The 12,181-nt window shown below is 57.4% G+C and carries 11 protein-coding genes; 7 read left to right on the plus strand and 4 right to left on the minus strand.

The annotated features are described in order from the left end of the window. Window positions 1–269: 269 nt before the first annotated feature. From K3754_RS15445 to iolC, 7 genes are all read left to right on the plus strand, one after another. On the plus strand, window positions 270–1,172 hold the full coding sequence (locus K3754_RS15445) for an N-acetylmuramic acid 6-phosphate etherase (protein ID WP_259938402.1): 903 nt from the start codon (window positions 270–272) through the stop codon (window positions 1,170–1,172). A gap of 14 nt (window positions 1,173–1,186) precedes the next feature. Further along, on the plus strand, window positions 1,187–2,440 hold the full coding sequence (locus K3754_RS15450; protein WP_259938404.1) for an ABC transporter substrate-binding protein: 1,254 nt from the start codon (window positions 1,187–1,189) through the stop codon (window positions 2,438–2,440). Window positions 2,441–2,625: 185 nt separating this feature from the next. Beyond that, a complete protein-coding gene (locus tag K3754_RS15455; RefSeq protein WP_259938406.1) occupies window positions 2,626–3,552 on the plus strand; it encodes a carbohydrate ABC transporter permease in 927 nt (308 codons plus the stop codon). 10 nt (window positions 3,553–3,562) lie between these two features. After that, window positions 3,563–4,402, plus strand: a complete 840-nt coding sequence (locus K3754_RS15460; RefSeq protein ID WP_203210248.1) for a carbohydrate ABC transporter permease — start codon at window positions 3,563–3,565, stop codon at window positions 4,400–4,402. Continuing rightward, window positions 4,399–5,421 (plus strand): Gfo/Idh/MocA family protein, encoded by a 1,023-nt coding sequence (locus K3754_RS15465; protein ID WP_259938407.1) that lies wholly within the window; start codon window positions 4,399–4,401, stop codon window positions 5,419–5,421. The genes K3754_RS15460 and K3754_RS15465 overlap by 4 nt, the downstream gene beginning before the upstream one ends. Beyond that, complete coding sequence (locus tag K3754_RS15470) at window positions 5,421–6,422, plus strand: ABC transporter ATP-binding protein (RefSeq protein WP_259938408.1); 1,002 nt, start codon at window positions 5,421–5,423, stop codon at window positions 6,420–6,422. The genes K3754_RS15465 and K3754_RS15470 overlap by 1 nt, the downstream gene beginning before the upstream one ends. A gap of 212 nt (window positions 6,423–6,634) precedes the next feature. Beyond that, window positions 6,635–8,524 carry a bifunctional 5-dehydro-2-deoxygluconokinase/5-dehydro-2-deoxyphosphogluconate aldolase gene (gene iolC, locus K3754_RS15475; protein ID WP_259938409.1) on the plus strand — a complete coding sequence of 630 codons (1,890 nt, stop codon included), beginning with the start codon at window positions 6,635–6,637 and terminating at the stop codon, window positions 8,522–8,524. Between the two features lie 4 nt (window positions 8,525–8,528). Here the strand turns inward: iolC and K3754_RS15480 are convergent, their stop codons facing one another. The 4 genes from K3754_RS15480 to K3754_RS15495 are packed head-to-tail and all read right to left on the minus strand — an operon-like array spanning window position 8,529 to window position 11,878. Beyond that, window positions 8,529–9,581: a hypothetical protein gene (locus K3754_RS15480; RefSeq protein ID WP_259938410.1), complete on the minus strand. Its 1,053-nt coding sequence runs from the start codon at window positions 9,579–9,581 to the stop codon at window positions 8,529–8,531. 19 nt (window positions 9,582–9,600) lie between these two features. Continuing rightward, window positions 9,601–10,404, minus strand: a complete 804-nt coding sequence (locus K3754_RS15485) for a 3-methyl-2-oxobutanoate hydroxymethyltransferase (RefSeq protein WP_259938411.1) — start codon at window positions 10,402–10,404, stop codon at window positions 9,601–9,603. After that, on the minus strand, window positions 10,401–10,712 hold the full coding sequence (locus K3754_RS15490; protein WP_203210243.1) for a MocE family 2Fe-2S type ferredoxin: 312 nt from the start codon (window positions 10,710–10,712) through the stop codon (window positions 10,401–10,403). Before K3754_RS15490 ends, K3754_RS15485 begins: the two co-directional genes overlap by 4 nt. Window positions 10,713–10,741: 29 nt before the next feature. Beyond that, the gene (locus K3754_RS15495) at window positions 10,742–11,878 is read right to left on the minus strand and encodes a fatty acid desaturase (RefSeq protein ID WP_259938413.1); all 1,137 of its coding nucleotides are present in this window, start codon (window positions 11,876–11,878) and stop codon (window positions 10,742–10,744) included. Between the last annotated feature and the right edge of the window lie 303 nt (window positions 11,879–12,181).

A 12,181-nucleotide genomic window follows, 5' to 3' on the forward strand; every position in this document is an offset into this window, starting at 1 on the left:
GACTTGACCAGATGGAGGGCTGCGCCAGTTCGACGCGCGCACTCAATCCCGGCAAAATGACAAGCACAGGTGCCGCGCTGCAAGTCCGTTACATGCTTTGATGCAAGATCTACCATAAGATACCTTTATAATACCTATTTAGAAAAAGGAAAGACCTATATGGGCATATAAGCATGTGGTTGGTATTATAATCCCGCAATCCTCCGATCAAGAATTAAATGGTAGACAAAAGGTATCTAAAAGGTATTAGATTAGGCAGGGAGATTCGAATGCCGCCACCAACCACTGAACAACTGCCCCAGATAGGCGCGATTGACATGCTTTCACCGCATGCTGCGACTCAGGCACTTCTGGATGGCCAGATGGCTGCGCTCGACGCGGTCAGGTCCGCATTGCCCACCCTGGCGGATGCGTCAGAAACGATGGCTGCGACCATTCGGACCGGCAACTCTCTTATCTACATCGCGGCTGGCAGCTCCGGCCTTATGGCCCTCGCCGATGGGTGCGAGCTGCCCGGGACCTTCGGTATCCCCCCATCATCGATCCAAATTCACATGGCAGGCGGCATCCCGACAGATGCCAGCATGCCCGGCAACACCGAAGACGACACGCAGGCCGCAGAGCTGGCCACCCAGAACATCAAGAAGGGCGATACCGCCATCGTAATAAGTGCCAGCGGATCAACCCCCTTTGCCGTGACTGCCGCGAAATCAGCCAAGGCAAAGGGTGCTACGGTGATCGCCATCGCCAACAACCCGGCATCACCGCTGCTGAAGATCGCGGATATGCCGATCTGCCTGCAAACGCCGCCCGAAGCCATTGCCGGGTCGACCCGCCTTGGGGCAGGCACGGCGCAAAAGGCCGCGTTAAACATGTTGTCATCGATGATGGGCATCCGTTTGGGTCATGTTTATCAAGGGCAGATGGTTAACGTTGTCGCAGACAACGCCAAACTCGTGCAGCGCGCGACTGGCATCATTACCAACATCGCCGGCGTGCCTTCCGAAATCGCCAAGACCGCGTTGCATGACAGCAACGGCAACACCAAGCAGGCCATTTTGGTGGCGTCTGGCTGTTCTGCACAAGAGGCCAAGAACCTTTTGCTCGCGCATGACGGTCAGCTCGGGCCTTGCCTGCAATCCATAACATCAAACAAAGACGCAATCGTCTAACCAGGGAGAAGACCATGAAAAAATCCAATCTGATCGGTGCCATGCTGGCCTCGACACTCATCGCAGGCGCAGCCTCGGCCGAGGATGTGACACTGACTATCGAAAGCTGGCGCAATGACGATCTTGCCATCTGGCAAGACAAGATCATTCCCGCGTTCGAGGCCGCACACCCCGGCATCAAGCTGAATTTCACCCCCTCCGCCCCCGCAGAATACAACGCAGTGCTGAATTCCAAACTTGATGCGGGCTCTGCCGGTGACATCATCACCTGCCGCCCTTTCGACGCCTCGCTTGCATTATATGAAGCCGGCCACCTGGCCGACATCAGCGGACTTGAGGGCATGGCCAACTTTTCGCCTGTTGCCAAGTCTGGCTGGAGCACGGATGACGCTTCCGTTCAATTCTGCGTGCCGATGGCCTCGGTGATCCACGGCTTCATCTACAACAAAGAAGCTTTCGAAGAGGTCGGTGTCGAGGTTCCAACCACCGAAGCCGAATTCTTTGCGGTCCTCGACAAGATCAAGGAAGACGGCAACTACATCCCGATGGCAATGGGCACCAACGATCAGTGGGAAGCTGCGACCATGGGCTACAACAACATCGGTCCGAATTACTGGAAAGGTGAAGAGGGCCGTCTGGCGCTTCTTTCTGGCGATCAGAAGCTGACGGATGAGGCCTGGGTTGCACCATACCGCCAGCTGGCAAAATGGGGTGCCTATCTGGGTGATGGTTATGAGGCGCAAACATATCCGGACAGCCAGAACATCTTTACCCTTGGCCGCGCGGCGATCTATCCGACCGGTTCATGGGAAATCTCCGGCTTCAACGGGCAGGCAGATTTCGAGATGGGCGCCTTTTACCCACCAGTCCAGAATGCCGGTGATACCTGCTATATTTCGGATCACACGGACATCGGTATTGGCATGAACGCCGCAACACCCAACAAGGAAGCGGCGGAAACCTTCCTGAACTGGGTTGGCTCGTCCGAGTTCGCGACCATCTTTGCCAACGCCCTGCCCGGCTTCTTCCCATTGTCATCGGCCCCGGTCGAGCTGGAAGACCCGCTGGCGCAAGAGTTCATCTCATGGCGCGGCCAGTGTGAAAGCACCATCCGCTCAACCTACCAGGTTCTCTCGCGCGGAACGCCCAACCTTGAAAACGATACATGGAATGCCTCCGTGGCCGTTATCAAAGGCGAAGAAACTCCAGAGGCCGCCGGTGCGCGCCTGCAAGAGGGTCTGGCCAGCTGGTACGCGCCTCAGCAATAAAAGGCTAAGACAGCCCGCTTTGTCCCGGCGTCCTTCCAGCCGGGGCAAGCCCCCCTGTTCGACCCGGTCAATCCATTGAGGGTATCGCCGGGTTGAATTCGCCGCCGATCGGGCAATCACTTTCTGCCCCAATCGTTCCATTCGCAATACCGTGTCGCCGTCCACCGGATTGTCAGGAGATCACCATGTCAGACCAACCTTCGCGTCCAAAGTTTCGCTGGCACATTGTCGTTTTCCTTGCCCCTGCCGTGCTGGTCTATACGGCGGTGATGATTTACCCGCTGTTCAACACGCTTCGTCTGTCACTGTTCACCGAAATTGATCAGGAACGGGTGTTCGTCGGCTTGCAGAACTTCCAGACGCTTTTTGGCGAAACCGTTTGGTCCAACCAGTTCTGGAATGCGCTTGGCAATAACTTCTGGTTCTTCATCATTCACATGCTGGTGCAAAACCCCATCGGGGTGGCATTGGCCGCAATCCTGAGCCACCCCAAATTACGCTTTGCCAGTTTCTATCGCTCTGCCATCTTCATCCCGACCATCCTCAGCTTTGTGATTGTCGGTTTCGCCTGGAAACTCATCCTGTCGCCCATATGGGGCATCGCGCCGGGCATGCTGGATGCGATAGGGCTGAAATCGCTTTATGCTCCTTGGCTGGGCAAGGAAGCCTATGCACTGACCACCCTATCGCTGGTCTCTGTCTGGCAGTTCGTCGGGATCCCGATGATGCTGATCTATGCCGCGCTTCTGTCGATCCCTGACGAGATCCTCGAAGCTGCCGAAGTCGAAGGCATCACGGGTCTCTCTGCATTCTGGAAGATCAAGCTCCCGCTGATCCTGCCATCCATCGGGATCATCTCGATCCTGACCTTCGTTGCCAACTTCAACGCTTTTGATCTGATCTATGCCGCGCAAGGGGCGCTGGCCGGGCCGGATTTCAGCACCGATATTCTTGGCACATTTATGTATCGCACCTTCTTTGGCTTCCAGCTGCAACTGGGCGATCCTCACATGGGGTCCACAATCGCATCAGCCATGTTCGCCATCATCCTTGTCGGTGTGTGCCTGTACCTCTTTGGTATCCAGTCACGCATGCGCCGCTATCAGTTCTGAGGAGACCGTCATGAACGCCGCCCGCCAGAACCGCCTGAACACCGTTGCCGCCCATGGCGCGTTGATCCTCTACACGTTGATCGCGCTCTTCCCTGTTTTTGTGATCGTCATCAACAGCTTCAAGACCCGCAAGGCGATCTTTCGCGAACCGCTAGCATTGCCCAGCGCCGACAGTTTCTCACTGATTGGTTATGAGACCGTGCTGAAACAGGGGGATTTCTTTCTCTACTTCCAGAACTCGATGATCGTCACCGTCGGATCACTGTTCTTTATTCTTCTGTTCGGGGCGATGGCCGCCTTTGCATTGGCCGAATACCGGTTCAAGGGGAACATGATTATGGGCCTATACCTGGCCCTTGGCATTATGATCCCGATCCGGATCGGTACGGTCGCCATTCTCGAAATGATGGTGCAAACCGGGTTGGTGAATACGCTCTGGGCGTTGATCCTTGTCTATACGGCGCAGGGTTTGCCGCTGGCCGTTTTCATCCTGTCTGAATTCATGCGCCAGGTGAGTGATGATCTCAAGAACGCGGGACGGATTGACGGGCTGAGCGAGTACCGCATTTTCTTTCGGCTGGTGCTACCGCTGGTGCGGCCAGCCATGGCGACTGTGGCTGTGTTCAACATGATCCCGATTTGGAACGATCTTTGGTTCCCGCTGATCCTGGCCCCCGCAGAAGAGGTCAAAACCCTAACTCTTGGCAGCCAGGTGTTCATCGGGCAATTTGTCACTGACTGGAATGCGGTGCTGTCCGCACTATCGCTCGCGATCCTGCCGGTCATGACTCTTTACGTTATCTTTTCACGCCAGCTTATCCGCGGCATTACATCTGGAGCTGTCAAATGAAAGTCGTCGTCGCCGGTCTCGGCAATATGGGGCAAAGTCATGCGCTGGCCTATCACGCACATCCGGACACCGAGATTGTTGGGTTGGTCAACCGTTCCGAAGTCGAGCTGCCCGACGCATTGAAGGGGTATCCACGCCTGAGCACCTTTGAAGAAGGTCTTGCCCAAGCACCTGATCTGGTCTGCATTGCGACCTATTCCGACAGCCACGCCAGCTATGCCATTGCGGCGATGGAGGCCGGGGCCGATGTGTTTATCGAAAAACCTTTGGCCACCACCATCGAAGACGCAGAGCGTGTCGTTGCCACGGCCAAAAGGCTGGGCCGCAAAGTGGTTGTTGGCTATATCCTGCGCCACCACCCCAGCTGGAAGCGCCTGATCACAGAGGCGCGGGCACTGGGCGGGCCTTACGTGTTCCGGATGAACCTCAATCAACAGTCGGACGGCCCCACTTGGGAAACCCACAAGGCGTTGATGCGCGACACCAGCCCCATCGTGGATTGCGGCGTGCATTATGTCGATGTGATGTGCCAGATCACCGATGCCGCGCCCGTGCGTGTAAGCGGCATGGGCCTGCGGCTTTCGGATGAAATTGCGCCGGACATGTACAACTATGGCCAGTTGCAGGTTTGGTTCGCCGATGGCTCTGTCGGCTGGTACGAGGCCGGATGGGGCCCGATGATGTCCGAGACCGCCTTCTTCGTCAAAGATGTGGTGTCGCCCAAGGGCGCCGTGTCGATTGTCGACAGCAACAAGGGCGCGTCGGATAATGTGGATGGTCACACAAAGGTCGGCGGTCTGCTGGTGCACCGCGCCGATGGCGATACCCTGATCGAGTTGCCCGATGAGCCAGATCATCAACGTCTGTGCGACGCCGAACAAGCTTTCATGATTGATGCGATCAACAAGGACATCGACCTCACACGCCACATGAATGACGCGGTAAAATCGCTCGCAATCTGTCTGGCAGCGGACGAAAGCATCCGCACAGGCCGCCCCATAGAACTAGGAGACATCTGATGACCGCTCTTACCCTGACCAATGTCTGCAAGTCGTTTGGGAATGTCGAGGTTTTGAAGGACATCAACCTGACCGTTGAAGACGGTGAGTTCGTGGTGTTTGTCGGCCCGTCCGGTTGCGGCAAATCCACCCTGCTGCGGGTCATCGCGGGTCTGGAAGACGCGACCAGTGGAACGGTGGATATCGGCGGCACCGTGGTGAACCACATCCCCCCCGCCAAACGCGGCATCGCGATGGTGTTTCAGTCCTACGCGCTTTATCCGCATCTCACTGTGCGCGACAACATGGCGCTGGGTCTCAAACAGGAAAAGCAACCCAAGGCCGTGATTGATGAACGGGTGAGCAAAGCCGTCGATATGCTTGACCTTGGTGCCTATGTTGATCGCCGCCCGTCCGACCTGTCAGGCGGTCAACGGCAACGTGTGGCCATCGGACGCGCCATCGTGCGGGAGCCGAAATTGTTCCTGTTTGACGAACCGCTGTCCAATCTTGACGCCGCTTTGCGTATGAACACCCGGATCGAGATTGCGGAGCTTCACCGCACCCTCAGCGCGTCGATGATCTATGTGACCCACGACCAGACCGAAGCGATGACATTGGCCGACAAGATTGTCGTGTTGCGCGACGGTCAGGTTGAGCAAGTTGGCTCTCCGATGGAGCTTTACAATAACCCCGCCAATCAATTCGTTGCAGGGTTTCTTGGCTCTCCCGCAATGAATTTCCTGCACAAAGCGCCACTGCCTATTCCCCAAAACGGTGCCTTGGGCATCCGCCCTGAGTATTTGCGTGTTCAGAAAGACGGGCGGATCAAAGGCACTGTCACCCATGTGGAACGCCTTGGCGGAGATACCAATCTGCTTGTTTCCACGGCGCAGCAGGAGCCGCTGACCGTGAGGATCTTTGGGCAGGACAACACACAGGTGGGCGAGAGCATTCAGTTGGATTTTGACGACCGACAATCCTTTGCCTTCGACGAAAACCGCCAACGCATTTCGGCGTGATCAGCTTCTGCGAGTGCGAAAATTCGTCAAAACAAGATAGCTACAGCGATCCGGATTTGCTGGAGTGAAACGGTTGGCTTTTTCCGGTTCCACCACGAAGACAGTAGACAAGCAGGTTAAAACTTTGAATGGTAGCGCAAACATTTGAGTGCAACGCCAATCACGGTGAGCCGGCCTGACGCCGGTTTTCATCGGGAAGAAAGTTCAAACCTATGAAGACGCTCGACCTGATCACCATCGGACGGTCATCCGTCGATCTTTATGGCGCACAGATCGGTGGCAAGTTGGAAGATATACGCAGTTTCCGCAAATACATCGGCGGCTCTCCCACCAACACCGCCTGCGGGACCGCCAAGCTGGGGCTGAAATCCGCGGTGATCACCGGCGTGGGCGATGAACATATGGGCCGCTTTGTCACCGAAGAACTTGAGCGGCTTGGCGTTGATACCACGGGCGTTAAGGTTGATCCTGAGCGGCTGACAGGGCTGGTTCTCTTGGGCATTCGCGACAAGGAGCAGTTTCCCCTGATTTTCTACCGCGAGAATTGCGCCGATATGGGGCTGACGCCCGATGACATAGATCCCGATTTCATTCGGCAGGCGCGTGCGCTGGTCGCCTCGGGCACCCATCTGAGCCATCCACAAGTGGCGGCGTCCACCATCAAGGCACTGGAGATTGCGCGCGAAGATGGGATGCAAACTGCGCTGGACATAGATTACCGGCCCAACCTCTGGGGTGTTGCCGGTCATGGGGATGGCGAGAGCCGCTTTGTCGAAAGTGCCGAGGTAACCGCCAAGCTGCAAACGACATTGCATCTGTTTGATCTGATCGTCGGTACCGAAGAAGAGTTTCATATCGCCGGAGGGTCAACAGACACCGTGGCGGCCCTGCGTGCGGTGCGGGACAAATCCGATGCCTCGCTGGTGTGCAAGCTGGGCGCAAAGGGGGCTGTGGCCTTTACCGGGGATATTCCCGATCATGTTGAGGCCGGTCCTGTTGTGCCAGGCTTTCCGATTGAGGTGTTTAATGTCTTGGGTGCCGGTGACGGCTTTATGGCCGGTTTGCTCAAAGGTTGGCTTGATGGGGAGGATTGGGCGCAGGCGATCACATACGCCAATGCCTGCGGCGCATTGGCGGTCTCGCGTCACGGCTGCACCCCCGCCTACCCTTCCTTGCAAGAGTTGCGCTTTTTCCTGTCGCGCGGCGTGACCCGTCCAGATTTGCGCAACGACGCCGCATTGAACCAGGTGCATTGGGCCACCAACCGAACCGGCGACTGGCCGGATCTGCGGGTCTTCGCCTTTGATCACCGCATGCAGTTGGAAGAACTGGAAGGCGCAACCCCGGACAAGATCGGCCGGTTCAAAGAATTGTGCCTTGATGCGGCTCACCGCGTGGCCGGGGGGCAGGATGGATATGGATTTCTTTGTGATGACCGGCTGGGCGAGACCGCTTTGCACAAGGCGGCGGGCGGCAGCCTTTGGATTGGGCGCCCGGTGGAGTGGCCGGGATCGCGGCCCTTGACGCTAGAACCCTCACTGGGGCCCGATTTTGGTGGGCTTGATACTTGGCCGGCCGGTCAGGTCGTCAAAGTCTTGTGCTTTTGCCATCCGGACGATCCGGCGGATATTCAGCGTGCGCAAGAGGACACAATCACCCGCCTCTTCGCGGCTTGCCGCCGCAATGATCTGGAATTCCTCCTGGAGGTCATTCCATCCAAAGTTGGTGATGTCGCCGATGACACGACCGCCCGTTTGATCCGGCGGTATTACGAGATTGGCGTCTCTCCTGATTGGTGGAAACTTGAACCGATGCAATCGGCAAAAGCCTGGGATCTGGCCAGCGCGGCGATCTTGGACAATGATCCGCACTGCCGGGGCATTGTGGTTCTTGGGCTTGGCAAAGACCAGGCGGCACTTGCCGCGAGCTTTGAAGTCGCCGCGAAACAGCCGCTTGTCAAAGGCTTTGCCGTGGGGCGAACCATCTTTGCAAAAAGCGCCGAAGCCTGGATGAAAGGCGCGGTATCAGATGCCGACGCAGTAGCGGAGATGGCCGCAAACTACCAGCGTTTATGTGACATCTGGGACAAGGCGCGGGGCTGACCTTTTAGGCCAGTTCCAACGCGTCCTTGTCAAAAGGCACCTCACGGCGGCTGCCGTCTTCACCGCACAGAACAAGCTGCCCGCCTGCCAACTCGACAGAGCGGATGGCCGATCCCGATGGCCAGGCAACAGCGCCGATCACATGCGAGACCGTCATCGCGCATTCATTATGAAGCTTGAAGTCTCCCGGTCCGGTTAAGGGCAGACCATGATCCTCGCCCAACATGTGCTGCGCCGCGCCCTCTTCGACACCCAGACACGCCCTATGCCGTCCTGACCACGGCTCGTAGTCGCGGCCGCCATTAGAATGCCACAGCATCGTCATCGGCAATTGATCCGTGCGGCGCAGCGACAAGAACACATCCCCTTCAGCGGGCCGCGTCACCGCCGTCCAGCCCAAGCGGTGGCCCGGTGCCTCGACCGCCGAAACAAAATCCTCATGCCGATCAAACCATGGATATCGGGTCAGATCAGCCGTGCCAGCACCGGCAGGGAAGGCCGTTGGATCAGTAGAAGTTGCGGGATAGGTCAGCCCGGAGCGCCCTCTGCCTGCATCGGGTTCAAGCGGCGTAGGCGGCGTCACCCAAACCTGTTTCGGCGACGTTCGGATCAGCCCGCCATTGGGCAGCGAAACATTGGCATGGTTGGACACCGGCACCCGGCCGAAGCCGCCAACAAATGTGTGCCGCTGATAGACAAACGGCTGATCGGGGCACAGCCACAATTCCTTGGTCACGATCGCCCCTTGAACCGTTTTTGACAGGCGTGCCGACAAGCGGTCCGGTGAGGCGTTTTGCAAGTGCCAGCGGGCATTCGCGGGCCAGCCGTGCGGCGGCGCCCCATCCTTCTCCGCGGCAAAAGGCGCACAGAAAAAATCGCCGCCCAAATGATAGAGATGTGGCGGCAATCCATCGGGCAAAACCTCGCCTGTTTCGTCCCAAGGCGCACGATGAAGCGGCGCGATTTCACGCGCGCCCTCTGTTACCACAAACCGAACGATCTGGCCCAACGACGGATCGAACGCCAGGCGAATACCCCGAGAAGCAAGAACAATCATGTCAAAGCGCCAGTGCCGCTCAAGACCGTGTCTCAAGTTGGTTGCGGAAAGCGTCCAACTCATTTTCCGGCATCTTCACCAGATGCTCGCCCTGCGGAAAAGCACCGCTATCCACATCCGCGACAAACTCTTGGAAGGCCGCGATCCTCTCCTTTTGCAGGCGAACATATTCTGCCTGAAAGTCACGGTAGACCTTGGCGTGGCGCGGAACGCGGCCTTCGGTGTAGCCAAGGATGTCGTTGGAAAAGAGATATTGCGCATCGCAGCCCGCGCCGGCACCCATCGACCAAACGAGGATATTGACACGTTTGGAAATTTCGGTCGCCACTTCTTCTGGCACCACTTCCAACTCGATCGCCAAGGCCCCGGCATTTTCATAAGCCTTTACTTCGTCAAACAGGCGCAAGGCGTCGGCGGCTGTTTTACCAACGGCACGATAGCCACCTGTCCATGTGGCGCGGGCCGGCACCAGACCGACATGGCCAACGACGGGAATATACTCGCGCGCCAACATCTCGACCGTCTGCATCGAGCCGGAGCAATAAAGCGCATCCGCCCCGCGTTCGACCGCGTCATTGCACCAACGCAGATAATCCAGCGGCGTGCCGCATTGCGTGTGGGTTTGGCCGGTCATCGAAAATATCGACGGTGCAACATCGCGGTAACGTGGATCGAACAATATTTCAGGCGGCACCGAAGCGATATCGATGCCGGCGGCTTCCGCGGCGGCGGCCTCTTCGATCGTGAAATAGCGCAGCATGCTGAGCTGTCTTTTGCCCTTCAGGGCACGCAGATCAGCGACAGTAGGCAATCTACGGCTCACGGCACGTTCACGAATATCCGATCGCCCTCTTTCTTGGTTTCATATGTGCTCAGGTGTTCACAGGCCGGGGCCCGCAGGGCCTTACCAGTGCGATAGTCAAAGATCCCGTTGTGGCGGGGGCATTCGATTTCGTTGTCCATCACCATCCCGTCAGACAGGTGAACATGCTCGTGCGTGCACAAACCGGCTGTGCAGTAAAATTCGTCGTCAGGGCTGCGGATGATCACATAGGTCTTGTCATCGTGGTCCCAGCGGATGACGTCTTCTTCTTCGACATCATCTGCGGCAATTGCGTCAATCCAGGGCATGTATAGCTCCGCTTGGTTGGGTGAGGGGATCAGCCCGCATCGCTGCGGTCCGGCACGTGTTTGTGCAAAAATTCGTTGTAGGGTTTCGCGGTGGGCGGCAGTGTTTTCCGCACCGCGTAACTGGGGTCGCTCCGTTGCTTCATCACCGCGCCCATCATCTCTTTATAGCCATCCCAGATCGAGGTGTTTGGCGCGGGCAGGTCATGTTTTACCTCCTCGTGCAGGGCAGGAAGCGAATAGTAGGGCACCATCGGGAACATGTGGTGTTCGATGTGATAATTCATGTTCCAATAGATCCACCGGCTGATCGGGTTCATGTAAAGCGTGCGGGAATTCAGGCGGTGGTCGGTCACATCCTCGGGCAGCCCGCCATGCTGCAACAACGCGGTCAACACCATGTGCCAGCAACCATAGACGCGCGGCCCGCCGACCAGCAGGACCGGGAGTGCAGATTTCCACCCCATGCCATTTGCCAGCATCAGCAGAACAGCCAGCGCCGTAAGTGCAAAAAGCGCCAAATGCACCCGCGCCCAGAACGCCGCCTTGGGCCATTCGGTTTCAGGAATGTAATTTTTCTCATCCTCTGACAGAATACCAAGTGCATTGCGCGCCAGCGTCTTGAACGAGGCCCATGTATCTACAAACCCAACAAAAGCCAGCGCCTTCAGAAACAGGTTGATCGGATGCATCCACGCTATCTCAGGGTCGCGCCCGACAATGAGCGTGTCCGTATGGTGGCGGGCATGGCTCCAACGCCAATTCACCGGGTTTCGGATGAGTTGGAAGGACGCGATGTGATAGACCACATCGTTCATCCAGCGGGTGCGAAACGGTGTGCCATGGCCACATTCGTGCCAGCGACTGTCGCTTGCCGAGCCATACATCACCCCATAGGCCAGCCAGAACGGCACAGCGATCCATGAGCCCCAGAAATAAATACCGCCAGCCGCGAAAATAACATGCAGCGCGATCCAGATAGCCGTGTCGCGCAAGGCCGGGCCGTCGCGCCGTTTCATCAACGCTTTCATGGTCTTGCGCGGAACCTCGCTGTGATACCATTCGGCCGCGGCAAGCCCGACCTCTTCGGCGTGGCGGCTTGATGCCCCCGTCAGCGAATAGTCTCGTGCTGCGGGTATCTCGGAATGTGGTTGGGCTGCGTCGCTCATCGGCTCTCATCTGGTTGTCGTTTCGTCTGCGGCCCAAAAAATGCGCGAACTGCTTTGCGTCTTGGCAATTAGCGCGACCTGTCTTCGGGTTCGGTCCAATGTCTTGAGTTCGGTTGTGTCCTGCAAGGCCGCAACACATCAGATCACATCAGACCGGCCCAAGATCTGAGGTTTCGAAGGCGGAATCTGTAAAACCTGTTTTGCTGACATGGCACTGGAACAAGCCGTTGTGAGGCATTTTGATGGAATTGATCGGGACTATTGTCCCCTGCCCCTCCACTATTGCAGTGGAATATTTGATTC

Source organism: Sulfitobacter sp. M368, from assembly GCF_025141875.1.
GTDB classification, from domain to species: Bacteria; Pseudomonadota; Alphaproteobacteria; order Rhodobacterales; family Rhodobacteraceae; genus Sulfitobacter; species Sulfitobacter mediterraneus_A.